The organism is Larkinella harenae, from assembly GCF_054780515.1.
In genome coordinates this window covers 13,395-30,695 of record NZ_BAAGWE010000017.1, presented here as the reverse complement: position 1 = coordinate 30,695, position 17,301 = coordinate 13,395, and the positions used below count along the sequence as shown (strand labels likewise).

Genomic DNA, 17,301 nt, shown 5'->3' with positions numbered 1-17,301 from the left:
TCTACTTAAGTAAACGGGTATTGTTTTACGTTTGTGTTCGGCCTTCAAAACGTATTTGAATCGGGCCGTAAGACGATGGCCGTGTCGCTCGGCTGAGTGATAATTGACTTTATTTTTTACCGGATTATGGGGGTTTAACCCCCATAAGTACCGGTTCAAGCATGGAAATCACGGATTCAACACCTTTGTGTTTTTATTGATTATTTTTTAAGTAAATTTACTCCTTTAATACAGATAAGAAGGATGTCAGGCCCGGCAATTTTTGCTGGGTTTTGCATTTACAGTTGGAGTGGTTTTCAAGGGATGCTGCGTTGACCCGATCCAGTGATGGGGAAGGGAGTTCGCCGACTGCCTAGGGGATTCTTTGGAGTAATTATTCTGCGGTTAATGGACCAAAGCAGGCCAACCTGCTTTCAAAATAGGCCGGGCAAATTGGACGCAACAGGCCCAGGGAGACGATTCCATCATCAATGTGGACCGGAGGCCAAAAGAAGCAACAGAGCGTTGGCTGATCCTGAAGTTTCCTTTTCGGCAACGGAATCAGCGATATCCCGTTGCATCTGCGGGTAGCCCCGCATCCTGTACTTCGACCACGTAACGCCAGGCATCGGGTTGGGAACCGTCGACATCTGTAAATCCATATTCTTTTGCCAAGGCACCGCTGGACGTGGATTGTCCGTTCCAACGCTGCAAAGCCGTATCGCTCGCCAGAGCGACGACCGCCCGGCCTACATAATAAGGCGTCTCGGAAATCACGAAGTGCGGCTCTTTCGGTAAGGCATCTCGCCAATTCGCTTCGCTTACCCCGAATAGGTCAAGCATGATTTCGGAACGTAACCAGCCTGGTGTCAGGGCAACGGCCGTACCACCAAAGGGGGCCAATTCTTGGGCTTGCGCCCAGGCCAAGCGAATCACCGATGACTTTGCTAAATCATAGAACAGCGAAATGCGGTAGTTGGACCGATTGTATTCGGCGGTGCCATCCGTAAGCTCGAGCACCAGGCCACCTGGTTTACGGATCAGTAGCGGCAACGCATAGTGACTGGTGATAATATGGGTGTCAATCGCAAGACGCAGAAGGCGTAATCCCTTTTCAAGTGAGTGTTCCCATACGGGCTTATGCCACTCTGTGAGAAATTCGCCCCCCCAAATGTCATTGACCAGGATGTCGAGCTGGCCCTGTTCCCGATCAATTTGTTCCACCAGGCGATGGACATCTTCGTGCACTAGATGATCCACCTGTACGGCAATTCCCTGGCCTCCGGCCTGGGTGACCAATTCGGCCGTTTCTTCGATTGTTTGCGGTAACCCGTATTCGGAAAGTTGCGAACGGGTCGTACGGCCAGTCACGTAAACCGTTGCACCGGCTCTTCCTAATTCCACGGCAATACCTCGACCGGCTCCCCGGGTGGCTCCCGCTACTAAAGCTACTTTTCCCGTTAGTGTTTTTTTCATCCGTTATTAGCTAATAAATACGCAGGTAAAAAAAATAGCGTCGGCTTTGCCGAGCTTTGGGACAAAAGTAAAAGTTAACCGGGCCGTATTCTTGGTATAAAACCGACAAAAATGCTGAGCCGTCAACTAAGGTGAGAGGGTGGGTGACCAGCGTACCGCTTAAAGTGCCTGGTCAGATGAGCGTGATCATAATAACCAGCTTGAAAAGCAATATCCAGCAGGCTTTGGCGCTCCCGCTGGCCGACCAGTGCATAGGCATGTTGAAAACGGATCAGATTACAAATTTCTTTTAGCGAGATGCCTAAGTTCCCTCCAAATTTCCGCTCCAGTTGCTTTTCCGTTGTGCAATACTGGTGGGCAACGTCTCTCACCGTAATTCGTCCCTGCACGCTGAGCAAGGTTCCAACCAGCGCGTTGATGGCTGTATTATCTGCCCCATTGCTGTAACGCAACAACCAATTGTTTATTTTTTCAAACCCTGATGAACGCTCCTGTGTAGTGCTTGAGGGTTGGAAGGATCTGCTATCCAGGGAAAAGGGAAGCCCGTCCAGTTCCTCAATCCTATTCACCATTCCTTGTTGCCGAATGCCCAAAAGAGCACTCAATCCAAAGGGTTTAAAGCGGATGCCAACCAGGTTGGTGCCCGGTTCCAATATCAGAGATTGAAATGTGGTCATGGTACCCATCAGGTAAAGCTTTTCTGGCTTAAGCAGATGAGCTTCCCCGTTCCAGACCGGTACCGCTTCTCCTAAATTATAAATTACATCCGTGCATATATCCGGTACGATTCGTCGGATGGAAACAGCTGATGTAGGGGGCGTCTGAAGGGTCCAGAAACAATCTACGAAAGGGATCAGGTTGGTAGCGGGCTGGTGTTCGCGGTAGTCCATGCGCTGGGGTAATAGGTGATTACAAAGGTCAAACAGGGAGGTAACGTGGGACTATACACAGGCGTAAAACACGGTCCTCTAACCTGGATAACCCATATTCTAGTGCGTTTTCGTAGCAACCTTCAAATGGCTGCCTGGGTTTGCCCCAGAATAGGTTGGTTGGACACTGCCATAATCTGAAAGCCCCGGCAAGATAGTTCCAATCAAGCGGATGCCCAACAAAATAATAGGAACGGTGCCGGAGTGATGGAATTGGGTCAACAGGGTTAGTTCTCAAGCCTGGGGCAGGTCAACGGTTTCCAGAATGGCCATTTATACGACAGTAAAGTTGTAGTGTAGGGTTTAGTTATTTTTTAATAACGGCAGGCTATGAAGGTATAATGGACGGTTATCAGACACTACGCCAAAATCCTTCAACTTTGTATCAAGCAAACGGCAGCAATGCCAGGAGCCCCCAGCAGAAGCCGAAAAGCTGTAATAGAGTAGGCAATCCACAAACAATAACGTTATGAAAACGATGAATCTGGCTGACCTCCACGTTGAGGAGCTGACCCATGCAGAAATGACCCAACATGTAGGTGGTGGTTACGGCAATAATTTTAGCTACGAAAGTAATCATAGCAAAACGTCGTTTGGAACGGGCTTGAGCCTGGACTTTGGCCTGTCGTACGAAAAGGAGTCTCATTCCCAGAGTTTCGAGTCCCACCGCGGCAGCCGCGGAGGCTTGTTAGGCCTGGGTATCCTTTAAGGTGTAACGCGGCTCGGCCGTAGTCATAAATAATGTATGAGGGAGGTGAAGAAAGGTGATCGGACAGATGTCCCACCGAATACTTCACCTCCTTGTTGTTTTTGGGAAATTCGGATAATCTGTTCACCTTTATTCACCCGTTGCACGTGCAATGCTGAATGACAAAATGGGTGTCAATTATTCCTGAATCGTCTATTTTATGCACATAGATTACGCTAAACGCGTTCTTCAAGTATCTGTCCTGATGGCAAAATTACCTTTGCGGGTAAGGTGCAATGGTGGGTCATGGATTAAATCCTGCAGTCGTCGGGGAAGGAGGGGCTTCTAAGAACGATTCTTTATTGATTCATCTGGGCGGGCTGGTTTCAAGGTGGAAGGTTGGAGTTTGGAACGAGTCTCAACAGGATAGCAACTAAGTTCGGTCATTGCCCATACATGGTGAAAATTTCCCGTAACAAATGACCCATGTGCTCCATTTTCCAGCTGGCGGATGAGCGTTTCCCGACGTAGGGTCGGCTGGTTTGAAGCACGTGGCCAAGTGTGACTTGCGTTTTGCTTTTCCGTCTAACGGGAATGAAGAAGTTGCTATTTTTAGTATTCCTGAAAGTCACCTCGACCAGCGCGCCGAAAAAAGATCGGTTTTTAATTACTACCGCATACGACCTACAGAAAAGTCGGAGAAAGGCAGAAAAACCGCATTACCACAAAACGAAAGCTGGAAAATGGGTAGGGTATGGCATAGGGGCTTATCTGGTCATCCGGGGCATTCTTAGCGTAACACGCGCACCTTTTTCCGGTTCAAATAGCTTCCCATTACCTTATAAAGCGTAAGGATGAGGGGTGGTTAAATTGAGGGCAATTTATTCTATAACTTGATTCTGCAGCCAGCTTTATGACTGAAACGGGCTTCTCAAATTCGGTGGCATTGAACAAAAGAAGTCAGCTTGCACGGGTCAACTGACAATTGCACTACAGTATGATACCCATTGATAGAAGGGTTTAAATTTTGATTATGTTATGGATAAAATAAGGGGATAAATGGGGCAGTGATATTCTTTTGCCTAATTCAATTTTTCTAGATCACTCATTGAATTAGGTACGTAATTTTAGTGAATAAAATAGGGCAGGAGTGGGTGAGGAAGATGATTGAACTTTACTGACGATTTTTAAACTGTGTTCAAAATTCTTTGCTGAGAGGAAAATGACGGATGCAAAATTGAAAAATACTGCATGAGGCTGAGTTGATCATAGATGAGTAGGAAGCGAGTTTAGTTCTGTTTCAAGAACCGTAATCAGATGCTTCTGGAAAAGGGCATGTTGGGCGTAGAGTGTCAATCGAAGGAGAATTTTTGTAAGTTTTGTCGTCGATCGATAAATATTGTTCTTTGACAGGCTGTGTAAAAAAAGTGGTAATCGGACTTATAAGGCTCAATTCCTTGACTTTCAGGTTGTCGTCGATCGGCAGGGGTTTTCGTACCATTTCCGGTCGACGATAAATGCCATCAGATTCTAATAATAAAAATAGCATTCGGGCTTTAACAAGCCTATTTTTTTGTGCTAAATTCACGGCTTCTAATCGTACCTGTGTGGAATTGAAATACTTTCTTTATTTGGCCTCCGATGAGTTGCCACGGGCTTCTAATCGTACCTGTGTGGAATTGAAATGTTTTATCGTAAGGCTTTGTAAATTAAGGCCTTACGACTTCTAATCGTACCTGTGTGGAATTGAAATGCCTACGTTGGCAGTGATAAAGGCCCAAATGGTTCTCTTCTAATCGTACCTGTGTGGAATTGAAATACTACCATCCTCATCTAACGCTGGCCTACGTCAAACCTTCTAATCGTACCTGTGTGGAATTGAAATAAGAAAAAAATGCACTCTGGAAACTGCAGGGAACATTCTTCTAATCGTACCTGTGTGGAATTGAAATTGCAGCCGCCGTTCCTGCCGCTGGTGCTGGAGTAGACTTCTAATCGTACCTGTGTGGAATTGAAATGCATCACGTTTGTTTGATGGCCACCTACACCACGTTCTTCTAATCGTACCTGTGTGGAATTGAAATTAGCGCTACTGTCTTCAGGTGAACCCTCTAATCCCCTTCTAATCGTACCTGTGTGGAATTGAAATGCATGAGCAAGGCAAATGCAGTCACTCATTGCACTACTTCTAATCGTACCTGTGTGGAATTGAAATTGGCTTCATTGAATTCCAACCGGTTTTGCTGGTCGACTTCTAATCGTACCTGTGTGGAATTGAAAACCAACCGACTGAGCAATGAAACGGGCGCCATCATTGACTTCTAATCGTCTTAATTATTGATCAAAATATGATGCCAGGGGGGCAAATAATCAGATATACCAGGAACGTAGTACTTTGCATGCAATCTATCTCTATCTTTCAGCTGCAGATCATACGTGGATAATCAAATCACAAAGTAAAAAGAAATGGCATCGGGTTTATTTGCAGTTTTAGATGATATAACTGCTTTGATGGATGATGTTGCTTTAGCGACAAAAGTAGCCACCCGCAAGACGGCGGGTATATTGGGGGACGATCTGGCTGTAAATGCGGAAAAGGCTACGGGATTCCTGGCAGAAAGAGAATTACCTGTATTATGGTCAATTACCAAAGGCTCTTTGGTGAATAAACTTATTATAGTTCCTGTTGCCTTGTTACTAAACGCTTTCTTTCCAGTTGCCATTACATTCGTTCTTGTAATAGGCGGTTGTTACCTGGCTTACGAAGGAGCTGAAAAAATTATAGAATTCTTCATCAAAAAAGCCAAAAGAGAGCAGGAACCAACCGCGGATCAAAAGCCAGATTATCCATCTGCTGACCACGAAAAATCAAAGGTAAAATCCGCGGTTACAACTGACTTTATCCTTTCCGTGGAAATTGTCATCATTGCCCTGGGGACGGTGGCAAACGAGAGCTTAACAATCCAGATCGTAACGGTAGCTGCGGTTGCGCTGCTGGCGACGATTGGCGTCTATGGTCTAGTGGCGCTCTTGGTCAGAATGGATGATGCAGGCTATCAATTGATCCGGCGGTCGAACGGAAAAGGTTTCCTCGCCAAACTCGGTCGTATGTTGATCGGGGCTCTGCCCATTGTAATCAGGATTTTAGCCGTGGTAGGAACGCTGGCCCTTTTATTGGTTGCTGGCGGCATCTTCGTGCATAATATTCACTACCTGCATACCCTGTTTCCTGGGTTGCCTGCACCGGTAAAAGAATTTGGAATCGGTTTGGTTGTCGGATTAGTCATTGCCGGACTTCTTGCCATTTTCAAGTCTTTTCGCCGTGCTCCTAAGAAACCTGCCTTGTAAAAGTGCCATTTGTGAGTATAGGCTTGTCAAATGTTTTTCATGTGACGGCTGGCAGTATTACTCGTGGCTCATCTGCCAATTACATCAGATTTACTGAATGGTGGATACCGAAGAATTAGGATCGATATCCACCATTTATATCCGTTAAATGTATTTTTATCCTACAATTTGGGGGGCTATCTGATCATTGTAGAGATCCGTGAAGAATACCTTAATTTTTTTTCTGCTCTGACCCACGCAGTTAATACTAAAAAAGGCAAATCAGCAGTAGGTGTTTCAGGTTCGAAGATATAACACATGCCAGGTTGCCCAAAAATCTCCTAACTGCTCAACCGGAGGTTTGACGCTGTTCATCACAAAGGGTCTTGATGAACAGTGCGCTCTTCTGGAGAGTTGTTTCATCCCGTTGGCTAATCGTTTATAACATTCAAAAATACAAGCTAGTTAGGTAGTCGGTAAGAGAAGCGAACGAGGATGTTGTATTGAGTAAGTTTTTTTGAATAGCCGGACGAGAGTGTACCGTCCGGCTATTTCAATCGATTGTTTAATAGAGGATTCGCTCCATAATTGCGTACTATTTACCAACCCATCCAGGTAAGGTATCTCTTACGGTTTGCTGATTCGATTACTACTCTTTAGGGGATTACGTCCGTCGCAGGGTTTTAATGGCCAGAACCCATTCTTCCTGCTGACAACGTGGACATTTCCAATGTCCCGGATTTAATTGCTCTACCTTCCCGCAGGTTGTGCAGGCATAGTTGCCTTCTTGTGTTATCTGCGTGCTTTTTTGCTGATAGATTTTGGGAAGAATCGGTAGACCTGGCCGTACCTCATTGTCTTCGAAATAGTAAAAACTAACCTGGCCGTTCGTTTCCAGAATTGCCGTCTTCACTTGGCCAACATGCTCTATATTCTGCTGGCGCATTTCGGCAAAAAATTCATCCTTGGCATAGGTCAACTCACTCATTTTCACCAGCGCAAATTGACCATCTTCGATGATATAAACCGGATCGCCTTCCAGCAAGCTTTCAAACCACTCATACCGGGCCGCCAGCCAGGTAATTAGGCGGTAAAAGCCCAGGATGGTTATGACTACAATCAAGGCAGGTAGAATGGCATGATCCTCATTAAACATGGGGTCACCCGCTGCCGAACCCAGTCCGATGATGATCGCGACCTCAAAGAGGGACAACTGCCGGATGCCTTTTTTGCCCGACAAGCGTAAAAAGATGATTACGACTGCGAACATGATCAACGTTCTGAGTACAATTTCGATGGCCAAACTTCCATCCAGTTTGTTTAGGAAGATGGCTTCTAAGTCAAGGTTCATATCGTGTGGATTGTCAAGGCTCTAGGGCCCATCATCAAATCGGTTGGGGTGTAAGCAATTCGACCAATAATCAACAATGGCCTGCAACTGGCGTTTGATATCGGCAGTGCGGGTCTTCTTTTCAAAGAAACCGTGAATTGGCAATTCATAGGCCTCTTCGACTAGCTGCCGGTGAACTGGATGCGTGAAAAATACAAAGGGAATCGATTTAGTGCGCAATTCGGGGTCCTGCTGAATTTGCCGCCGGAGTTCCAACCCAGTCAGCGGGTGCAAAGACACCTCAGAAAGGATCAAAAAAGGGCGTTGATCTGTCGTGCGCAGGTATTCCAGAGCCTTCTCTCCTTGGGTAAACACAATAATCGGGCTATTGGGGGCAATCTGCTTGAGGGCCGGCGCTAAAAGCTTATAGTCGTCTTCATCATCGTCAATTAAAACGATCGGGCCATCTACTTTCATAGGTTCAATTGGGTGTATTCGCTAGCAATCAAACTGAGTTGTTCTTTAAATGTTTACAGAATTCACACCGTCCGATTGTAAGATTTTTGCGAATAAACCTCTTAATTCAAGGGCAACCAGCCAAGCAACAGCAATGGTCTGAAGGATCACATTGGAAGCATCCTGCCTGTGGCGAGGTAGTAGGTCCCTTTTAGATGTTAAGTACGGTTTACTAATGACTTCATCAACAAGGCGAAAGAATACCGTGCCAGAAGGGACCTTTGAAGTGAGGTTCATTTACCGTTTACGAAAAAATAAACAGATGTTTGTATTTGTAAAAATACTTGAGTAATTATACATCCGTTACAAAATTTTACTGGCTGAATGCAATTTCGACTAACCCTACGCCCGGTTGCCCGACAGACGCTCGTACCCTTCAATTACGCATATCGGCTTAGTGCGTTCATCTACGCTGTGCTGGCCGACGCTGATGCGCAGTATGCTACTTTTCTGCACAGTCAGGGATACGAATATTCGAGTACGCGCCGGTTCAAACTGTTCACGTTTTCGGATTTAATTATGCCCAAAGCTAAAGCCGACCCGAAGGCGGGTGGTATGTGGGTGAACTCGCCCTACATCGAGTGGGTGGTCAGTTTCTACATGGACAAGGCAGCCCAGCATTTTATCATCGGCTTGTTTCAGGATCAGCGCTGCGTCATCGCGACACCCAAACACAAAGCGGAGTTTATTATCGAGCGCGTGGAAGCGGTGCCGGTGGAGATAGAGAGCAGTACGGTTCAGTTGCGCACGCTCTCGCCCGTGGTAATTGCTGAGAAGTCGGAACGCCGAACCGGACAACGCGGCATGGACCAGTACCTGCATCCCGCTGACGTACAATTTGGACCGTTATTAATCGACAATCTGCTGGCGAAGTGGAATAGCATCCCCCGAACAGTCTCGGCGGGCGATTCATCCGATTATGACTTTGCGACGTCGGCGGTAACCTACCGACTATTACCCGACCGGGAACCGAAATCAAGGTTGGTCACGATCAAAGAAGATTCGCGAGCGGAGACGAAGGTGCGGGGTTACTATGGATTCACGTTCGAACTGAGCGGCCCTAGGAAGATTCTGGAGCTGGCCGTGCTGGCGGGGGTGGGGCGGTATAACGCGGAAGGATTCGGGGCGGTGGGGGCTACTTAGAAACTACCTTAATATCCAGATTTTTCAGCAAAGCAATGAGCGGCTCATTTTTGGCCTTTGCTGCCTCTTCGGCGGTTGCGTATTTGCCGAGTTGTTCTGATTTCTTTTGACACACCATAATAAATCTTATATGGCAGTTTATAAGTACTACTCGTCTTTTTTTGTTAGCTGGACTTCCTTGATACGCTTCATGGCTTCTTCACGTGATAGACGCTCGGCGGGAAGGTTTAGGATTTCCTCCCATGACATCTCACGAATCGTCTTACCCGTAATGGAGTTTTTAACCGCACCAAAGTCTTTTGATTTCTTGTTCATTGGCCACTTTTACTTGGTGATAGAAGTAGCGACCTCTTTCGGAGTCGTAGTTCAAAACTACAATCAAAAAACGGGAATTGCTACTACATCCGATGACATAGTAGAAGCAATCGGCAGGAGGATAGCCGGGTATCGGTATCCAAACAGCCATTGCACTGTTGCGGATACTTTTGAGTTCAATATGGTTGGTCTTTATCGCCCGAAGCTCATCAATGGTCAAGAGACTAAAGTCATCAACGGGTTCAGGAAGATCATATTTTTCCTCCATACTTGTTTCTTTTAAGGGCTTATTGAAAGAAGTGTTACGCCTAATCTATGACACAATCAAGCGCAACACTCCAGATTCCAGCAACGGTACGATTAAGGTAGCTAAGCTACATCTCTTAGGTATTTTCAATGCCAACACTGGATTTAGCGGTAAAGCTCATAACTCGAAATTAAAATAGCAAGCTTCCTGTGATTTTTATTTTTTAGAATGCATACGCACAATCTCTTAGGTACGGAAACTTTTTTTGAAAATTTCATTATTTTTGTCTAATGACATCAATAAGGTCTGAAAATGAACAATATGCTGTTGACTTTACCAACTGGTGATCCTTTCGCTGATGTGGGTGGCTACGTCATCGAAACACTTTGGGAAGACCCCAAACTGAAAGAGAAGGATATTCTAGGATTGATTGAGTATGTAGCTAATATGTATATCAATCAATGGAATGCGAATCTACATGCATTCTTTCTTAACTCGAAGATTACGCAACCTGCTTTCGATAGCAAGCGCAAATTAGCCGAAACGTTAGCATACTATAGAAGTATACTTAACGAAACGGCTCCGTCTCAGGTTGGGTATTGCCGTATCTCTGGCCGAAAAGCGAATCTGTTTGCTGCCGGGCGCGACAACCACATTCTGTCTGGATCAAGTACGTTTATCAACTTCCATCATGGATTTGAGAGTGGGCTGTACTTGTCCAAAGAGATTATTATTCGGTTCTTTTTTGTACCACTGGGCGTCACGCAGTTGGGTGATAAAATTGGGCTTATTAGCAGTAATAACAGTGTTGTTGCAAAATACTACGTACAACAGTTGCTCAATGGTCCTGACGGACACCTGATGGCTCTCGGGCGTGGCCTAGCCAGCGGAGTAGCTCGCTCTAATTACGGAATCGTAGCTAATGCTCTTTTCGCCTTTGCTGATTCCTGTATCAAAAATATCAAACCCGCTGTATTTGCGCGACTCGATGAAAACGTCGTAGAGATTCGCGATACCACGTTGAGCTTGTTCCACTTTACCAATTTTGGCGCAAAACCGGAGGTGGTCATGTATCAGCTTCCTGCAACGGTGTTTGGCTTCTATGCGCTTTGCCAAATGGTAGATTACGCTGAATACTGGCGTCCATTTGTGGCAGCTCATTATCGCAACTCAAAATACAAGGATGCGAAGTATAATCAAGACTCAGATATGTGGGTATCTGCTAGAGAAGAACTGACCTACGATTCGTACAGCACGTGGCGTAATGTCATTTTAGAGCGATTGCTCAACGGTGAAACCTTACTTCCTTATTTCAAGGAATGGATTCGCAAGTATCCGTTTCCCTTTCAAATTGTTGAAAACTACCTTTTCTACATAAGCAATATGGAAAAACGAACCTTACAAAAGATTAAAGACATTGCAACATTTATAGTTAGTCGCGATGAGGATAGTATCAAGAAATCCATCGTTCGACTTAATCGAGCTAAGTACATTCAAGAAGTTCGATATCACATGTTAAAACTCATTGATGAAAACTATAAAATAAATCCAACAAAACCCTTAATTCTGCTAGACGATGTAGAATATCTATTTCCTGAAACAGTTAGTTGGAGGCAGATTAGAGATTTACTTCTAATCGCAGTATATGAAAAACTTCATGACAATAACAAGATAGTGTCCACAGAATTAGACGATCAAGAAGATTTAGAACCTTTAGAAGAAGAACGACTATGAACCTGAAAACCCAAGGTTTTGTCCTGTTGGACGTTGACGTTGTTGCTTTAAACAACGCAGGAAAAAGTAATAGTAGCAATTTTGAAAATGCCGTAGCTACGAAAAAAATTTACAAGAATGGTCGTGGTTATACTTATGTATCGGGACAAGCCTGGCGGTATTGGTGGCGTGAAGCGCTGCAACGTAACGTAGGCTGGTCGTTGTCGCCGATTACTCGTGATAACAAAATCGCTTTTACCGAAGCCAATCCGTTCTTGTATCCTGACGATGATGTATTTGGGTATATGAAAGCCGTCAAGGAAGAAGTGCTTGACGAAAAAGGAAAAACGAAGAAGGTTGATGCTACAGTAACGCGCGTTTCTCCGCTGAAAAACTCGGCGATCGTTTCGGTTGGGTCGGCGCGGACGGTCGAAAACTGGTCAAGTATGGCTCGTCAGGACGGTGATTCCGTACCGTACAGTAAAGAGGAGTACAGTGCTATCATGAAGGGAATGTTCTCACTGGATTTAGCCCAGCTTGGTACGTTTGCCAGTTACAATAAAACGGGTTTTAAGAATATCACGCAAAAGCTGCGGACCGAAGCACTTAGCCAGGGGGCAGTAGAGATTGACGATCCATACGTCAAAGACGGCAAAGGTAATCCGCAAAAGCTAGTTCAATTAGCTAAAGACGTTCGGTTGGAGCGGGCGAAAGGAACCATCCAGGCGCTAAAAACTATTTCGGGCGGAGCCATGCAAACGAACAACATGGGCGACGTCACGCCAAAGTTCATTGTACTGGCTACAACCAGCAGCGGTAATCATCCCTTCTCGCATATCGTTACGAGTGAAGGCATGAATAACGACCGAGTTGCGCTGAATCTGGAAGGGCTGAAAGAGGTACTGAAAGATTACAAAGAGCAATTTATTGGTACGGTCTTTATCGGTAAACGCAGTGGATTTTTAAACGAATACAATGACGACCTAAAAGAGTTGCTGACACTTGGCGAAGGATACCCGACCATTCAGCTTGGAACAATCAACGAAGCGATTGATGCGTATTGCAATCAACTCGAAAACCAGCTATCCTGATGCAAGTTCATGTTGTGGACATAAGCAGTTGGACGGCCAGCTTTCGATATCCTAACCTGATTAGTGGCGTTCAACCAACGCTGGACGTGCCGCCAGTGAGTACGGTATTGGGGTTGATCAATGCGGCCGCAGGGCAGTATTTGAACCATCAGAAAATTGAATTAGGCTACTATTTTCAGTTTGAAGCGAAAGCTTTCGATCTGGAAACCATCTACCAGATTGACAGTAACAACGGTCGAGCGACGAACAACGCCAAGTCGAATATCATTCGGCGTGAGTTCCTGTATAATGCACATCTCAAAATCTATCTGACCGATGAAAGCCTGGCTGATTTCTTTCGGCAACCTTACTATCCTTTGGTGCTTGGGAGAATGAATGACTTGGCAACTGTCGATCGAATAACGACAATTGACTTGCCCGACGTCGCGTATTCGTCATGCATAGCTGGTCAGGTAATCCCGTTCCGAGAGAACCACTTAGCTGGTCAGATTCAGGCATTACCTAAATATTTTACGGATACTTTTCCTCGTCAGAACGTAGGTACGGAGCCGTATTCGGTTATTAGCTACCTCACGCCAGTGAAGGGTAATCTACCGGCTATTCATGACGAGAAGATAGGCAAAGAAGGAGTTGATATCTATCTGCACCAATTAGATTTCGCTGAATATGACTAAGCCGTATAATGAAATCCTGGCTAAGTCAGAACCAAGGCTCACCCTACAGGAACACGTTGATGACTGCTTGTTGATTTGGGAAAGACTGCAAACTATTTTTCCGCAAGTCAGCAAGCTACAACTCTCCTATGATTTCTGGCGAGTGCTGCGTCTGGCTATCGTTTGTCATGATCTGGGAAAAGGACACGTTGACTTTCAGAAGGTGTTACGTGGCGAACCGAATCAATGGCGTAAGCAACGGCACGAATTGTTTTCTCTACCGTTCATCAATGGGTTAGAAGAAGACAAGCCTGTACGGGATTTGATCCGATTAGTAGTTGCTGGTCACCACAAAGACTATGAACAGCTTTGGCTACGGTATATCTGTGATTTCTATCAATCCGATGACGATGCATTCGGGCTGCCTGGGGCTACTGGTCGCCTTGATTACGAAGGCGAATTTCGCCGAAACGTTCGTGAGAAATTACTGATTCAGTTAGCCGCTGACGAGTATGGTGTCAAGCTTGGGAAGTTTTCCGTTCAGCATCCAGAGCAAGTAATCCTGTCTTATCAGGGGCAGATCAGCAAAATGAATACGTCTAATCCAGCGTATTTTGATTTGCTGCTTTTATTCGGTGGCCTAAAGCATTGCGACCATCTGGGTTCTGCCCGAGTTCAGGAGTTGTTACACATCTCGGATGAGCAGTTTCAGTTTTTAGACCAGAAGCGTACAAGTCTTCAAGACAAAGGGGCTGATTTCTACGATCATCAATTGGCTTGTCGTGATGTGGTTGGCAATCTGATTCTTACATCGCCGACTGGTTCAGGAAAGACGGAAAGTGCCGTTATCTGGCTACGTCAGCAAATGAAGCACTTTGGCCAAGGACGGGTTTTCTACATTCTGCCATTCACAGCTTCCATCAATGCGATGTACGAGCGGCTAGGCAAGGAGATGGGAGAGCCCTACGTTGGAATGCTACATGGCAAACTCAGCGATTATCTGTATGATTATTTCGATGATTTTCAATATTCGCTCAGTCAGAAAAAAGAGAAAATTGATGAGTTAAAGGACAAGTTCAAAACCCTTGTTACGCCCGTTAAAGTAGTAACACCGTTTCAGCTACTGAAACACTTATTTGGCTTAAAAGGCTTCGAGCAGGGGCTGTTTGAGATGGTGGGTAGCTACTTCATCTTCGACGAAATTCATGCCTACAGTCCTGACGTATTTGCCCAGATCAAAGTGTTGCTTCAATACGCCGTGAAGCATCTGCACGTCAAGGTAATGGTCATGACGGCAACCATGCCAACGTTTCTGAAAAAAGAATTGGAGGAAGCCATTGGTGAGTTTACGGAGATCAAAGCATCGGATAGTCTATACAGCCAATTCGTTCGGCATCGGATTCAGTTACAGGATGGACTATTGACCGAAAATCTTAGCCTGATTCGGCAAGCGTTGAATGCCGGTAAAAAAGTGTTAGTCGTCTGTAATACCGTCAAAAATGCGCAGTTAGTTTTTAATGAACTGAGTGAGGATGCCGACAACGCCGTTCTTTTACACAGTGCGTTCAACGGTGTAGATCGAACTCAACATGAATTGGCGTTAAAGCGTGGAGAAGAGGACGGATCGATAAAACTTTTAGTTGGAACGCAAGCTATTGAAGTAAGCTTAGATATTGACTACGATCTAATTTTCACCGAGCCCGCTCCCATTGATGCACTCATTCAACGATTTGGTCGCGTAAATCGAAAGCGAGAAAAGGGGCAAAGCCCAGTGGTTGTTTTTCGGGAATCTAATCCGACAGACCGATACATTTATCCTTCCGAAATTGTAGCACTTACGGTTAATGCCTTTGAGAAAATCATCGCTGAAAATGAAGGCATCATAGAAGAGGGAAAACTACAGCAATACATTGATTTCGTTTATCCAGACTGGCAGGCCAAGCAAAAAGAACAGTTCGATCTAATTTACAATAGGCTGTCTATATCAGCAGAGCGACTCGTTCCGATGTATCGGTCCAAGTTGGGAGAGGATGATTTCTACAAACAATTCGATGGAATTAAAGTACTGCCGGTAATTCTACAAGAAGCTTATATTCAACGCCTAAGCCAGTTCGATTTCATTGGTGCAGAGAGTCTCAAAGTTCAAATACGCAAAAATAAGTTTGCTCAGTTGCTCCGCGAAAATGACCAAAATCTTCAAGCAAAGGTATTCTCTATAGAAAAGAAAGACGGTTCGCTTCTTGAAATAAAGTACTTTATTCTGACAAAAAAATACGACAGCCAGCTTGGATTGATATACGATCAGCAGGAAGAGTGGATTGATACATCAGGCTTTGATTTTGACTCATGACAATCACCGGCACGTACATCAAGTATTACAAAGTCTGTCATCGGAAAACGTGGCTGTTTCATCACAAGATCGAGATGGAACATACCTCTGAGCTGGTGGCAGAAGGCTCGTTTATCGGCGAGAAGTCATACCCGCAACGCGCCGAACGATACCGCGAAATCCTGTTGGACGGCTCTCGAATCGATTTCTACGATCCGTATGATAAAGTCGTGCATGAGATCAAAAAGTCGGATAAGCTGGAGCATTCGCATGTGGCGCAGGTGCAGTTCTACTTGTATCTACTTCGTAGAAACGGCATCGAGGGCGCTACGGGCCTGATCGAGTACCCGAAGCTGCGGCAGACGCAGACTGTCCGACTGGACGAGGAGGACGTGCCGATGGTCGAGGGTTGGGTGCAGGACATCGAACGTATAGTGGAATCCGAACGGTGCCCGGATCGGATCGCCAAGAGCAAATGCCGGTCATGTAGTTATTTTGATTTTTGTTACGCTGCGGAAGAGCCATGAAACAACCCAAATACCTCTTCAATGCCGGTCGCATGAGCCGGAAAGACAATACGCTTAAGTTTACGCCGGTCGATGAAGACGGTAACGAGGGGCAACCGCGCTACCTACCCATCGAGCAGGTGGGCGATCTGTACGTATTCGGTAGTCTGGATGCCAATTCGGCTCTGTATAATTTTCTGGGGCAGGAGGGAATCGCCGTTCATTTCTTCAATTATTACGAACATTACACCGGATCGTTTATGCCTCGTGAATACTTACTGGCGGGTAAGATGCAAGTCGACCAGACGAAGCATTATATGGCCCCCAAAAAGCGGATCGAGATTGCCAGGCGGTTTGTGGAAGGGGCAGCCAACAATATCCTACGGGTTCTGAAATACTACGACAACCGTACCCGTTCGACCCCCGGTTGTGCCGATTCCACACTTTCGGATGCCATCCTGACGGTGGAGCGGTTGCTGGCGGGCGTTCCGGCGGCTACCGACGTACCGATGCTGATGGGGATTGAAGGCAATATCCGGCAAACCTATTACGACACCTTCGATGCCATTGTGGGCGCTACGTTTTGTCTCGACGGACGCAGCAAACGTCCACCGCGTAATGAGCTGAACGCGCTGATTTCGTTTGGTAATATGTTGTGTTACACGGCTTGTCTAAGTACCATTTACCACACACAGCTGAATCCGACGATCAGTTTTCTGCACGAGCCGGGAGCCCGTCGGTATTCGCTGGCGCTGGACATTGCCGAAGTGTTCAAACCGATTCTGGTTGACCGGCTAATTTTCCGGATGATCAACAAACGACAATTGCAACCGTCGGATTTTCAGGTGGAGATTGGAGGCTGTGTGATGAAAGAAGCTGCTCGCAAACGGTTTGTGCAGGGCTTCGACGAGCAACTGAAAGAAACGATTAAACACCGGGTATTGGGTCGCAGCGTTAGCTACCGGCACCTGATCAAACTCGAATGTTACAAACTGCAAAAGCATCTGCTGGGCGTCGAAGAATACCGGCCTTTCAAGGCGTGGTGGTAAGAATTTAATT

General features: G+C 45.8%; 15 protein-coding genes and 1 CRISPR repeat array. Of the genes, 10 read left to right on the top strand and 5 right to left on the bottom strand.

Annotated features, from left to right (window positions below):
- Positions 1–540: 540 nt before the first annotated feature.
- Both ACYVH9_RS30485 and ACYVH9_RS30480 read right to left on the bottom strand, forming a co-directional pair.
- On the bottom strand, positions 541–1,455 hold the full coding sequence (locus ACYVH9_RS30485; RefSeq protein WP_460640239.1) for an SDR family oxidoreductase: 915 nt from the start codon (positions 1,453–1,455) through the stop codon (positions 541–543).
- 122 nt (positions 1,456–1,577) lie between these two features.
- The gene (locus ACYVH9_RS30480; RefSeq protein WP_460640238.1) at positions 1,578–2,345 is read right to left on the bottom strand and encodes a DUF6597 domain-containing transcriptional factor; all 768 of its coding nucleotides are present in this window, start codon (positions 2,343–2,345) and stop codon (positions 1,578–1,580) included.
- A gap of 508 nt (positions 2,346–2,853) precedes the next feature.
- Between ACYVH9_RS30480 and ACYVH9_RS30475 the strand changes: the two genes are divergently transcribed.
- The 3 genes from ACYVH9_RS30475 (at position 2,854) to ACYVH9_RS30465 (ending at position 6,420) form a co-directional block, all read left to right on the top strand.
- Complete coding sequence (locus tag ACYVH9_RS30475) at positions 2,854–3,093, top strand: hypothetical protein (protein ID WP_460640237.1); 240 nt, start codon at positions 2,854–2,856, stop codon at positions 3,091–3,093.
- Positions 3,094–3,666: 573 nt separating this feature from the next.
- Complete coding sequence (locus ACYVH9_RS30470) at positions 3,667–3,924, top strand: hypothetical protein (RefSeq protein ID WP_460640236.1); 258 nt, start codon at positions 3,667–3,669, stop codon at positions 3,922–3,924.
- Positions 3,925–4,662: 738 nt separating this feature from the next.
- Positions 4,663–5,353: a CRISPR direct-repeat array (repeat unit 30 nt; unit sequence CTTCTAATCGTACCTGTGTGGAATTGAAAT).
- Positions 5,354–5,538: 185 nt separating this feature from the next.
- Positions 5,539–6,420 carry a DUF808 domain-containing protein gene (locus tag ACYVH9_RS30465; protein WP_460640235.1) on the top strand — a complete coding sequence of 294 codons (882 nt, stop codon included), beginning with the start codon at positions 5,539–5,541 and terminating at the stop codon, positions 6,418–6,420.
- A gap of 643 nt (positions 6,421–7,063) precedes the next feature.
- Here ACYVH9_RS30465 and ACYVH9_RS30460 read toward each other — a convergent pair.
- Complete coding sequence (locus tag ACYVH9_RS30460; RefSeq protein WP_460640234.1) at positions 7,064–7,750, bottom strand: DUF421 domain-containing protein; 687 nt, start codon at positions 7,748–7,750, stop codon at positions 7,064–7,066.
- A gap of 21 nt (positions 7,751–7,771) precedes the next feature.
- Complete coding sequence (locus ACYVH9_RS30455; RefSeq protein ID WP_460640233.1) at positions 7,772–8,206, bottom strand: response regulator; 435 nt, start codon at positions 8,204–8,206, stop codon at positions 7,772–7,774.
- 363 nt (positions 8,207–8,569) lie between these two features.
- On the opposite strand from ACYVH9_RS30455, the gene cas6 reads away from it, so the two are divergent.
- Complete coding sequence (cas6, locus tag ACYVH9_RS30450; RefSeq protein ID WP_460640232.1) at positions 8,570–9,388, top strand: CRISPR-associated endoribonuclease Cas6; 819 nt, start codon at positions 8,570–8,572, stop codon at positions 9,386–9,388.
- Between the two features lie 280 nt (positions 9,389–9,668).
- Here cas6 and ACYVH9_RS30445 read toward each other — a convergent pair whose 3' ends face one another.
- Positions 9,669–9,971 (bottom strand): hypothetical protein, encoded by a 303-nt coding sequence (locus tag ACYVH9_RS30445; protein ID WP_460640231.1) that lies wholly within the window; start codon positions 9,969–9,971, stop codon positions 9,669–9,671.
- A gap of 291 nt (positions 9,972–10,262) precedes the next feature.
- Here ACYVH9_RS30445 and ACYVH9_RS30440 point away from each other — a divergent pair, with 291 nt between their 5' ends.
- The 6 genes from ACYVH9_RS30440 to cas1b are packed head-to-tail and all read left to right on the top strand — an operon-like array spanning position 10,263 to position 17,291.
- Positions 10,263–11,684, top strand: coding sequence for a type I-B CRISPR-associated protein Cas8b1/Cst1 (locus ACYVH9_RS30440; protein ID WP_460640230.1), 1,422 nt, complete (start codon positions 10,263–10,265; stop codon positions 11,682–11,684).
- Positions 11,681–12,754 carry a type I-B CRISPR-associated protein Cas7/Cst2/DevR gene (gene cas7i, locus ACYVH9_RS30435; RefSeq protein ID WP_460640229.1) on the top strand — a complete coding sequence of 358 codons (1,074 nt, stop codon included), beginning with the start codon at positions 11,681–11,683 and terminating at the stop codon, positions 12,752–12,754. Before ACYVH9_RS30440 ends, cas7i begins: the two co-directional genes overlap by 4 nt.
- Positions 12,754–13,428, top strand: coding sequence for a type I-B CRISPR-associated protein Cas5b (cas5b, locus tag ACYVH9_RS30430; RefSeq protein ID WP_460640228.1), 675 nt, complete (start codon positions 12,754–12,756; stop codon positions 13,426–13,428). Before cas7i ends, cas5b begins: the two co-directional genes overlap by 1 nt.
- Positions 13,421–15,757 carry a CRISPR-associated helicase Cas3' gene (cas3, locus tag ACYVH9_RS30425; protein WP_460640227.1) on the top strand — a complete coding sequence of 779 codons (2,337 nt, stop codon included), beginning with the start codon at positions 13,421–13,423 and terminating at the stop codon, positions 15,755–15,757. The genes cas5b and cas3 overlap by 8 nt, the downstream gene beginning before the upstream one ends.
- A complete protein-coding gene (gene cas4, locus ACYVH9_RS30420; RefSeq protein ID WP_460640226.1) occupies positions 15,754–16,263 on the top strand; it encodes a CRISPR-associated protein Cas4 in 510 nt (169 codons plus the stop codon). The genes cas3 and cas4 overlap by 4 nt, the downstream gene beginning before the upstream one ends.
- Positions 16,260–17,291, top strand: a complete 1,032-nt coding sequence (cas1b, locus tag ACYVH9_RS30415) for a type I-B CRISPR-associated endonuclease Cas1b (RefSeq protein WP_460640225.1) — start codon at positions 16,260–16,262, stop codon at positions 17,289–17,291. The genes cas4 and cas1b overlap by 4 nt, the downstream gene beginning before the upstream one ends.
- The last annotated feature ends 10 nt before the right edge of the window (positions 17,292–17,301 follow it).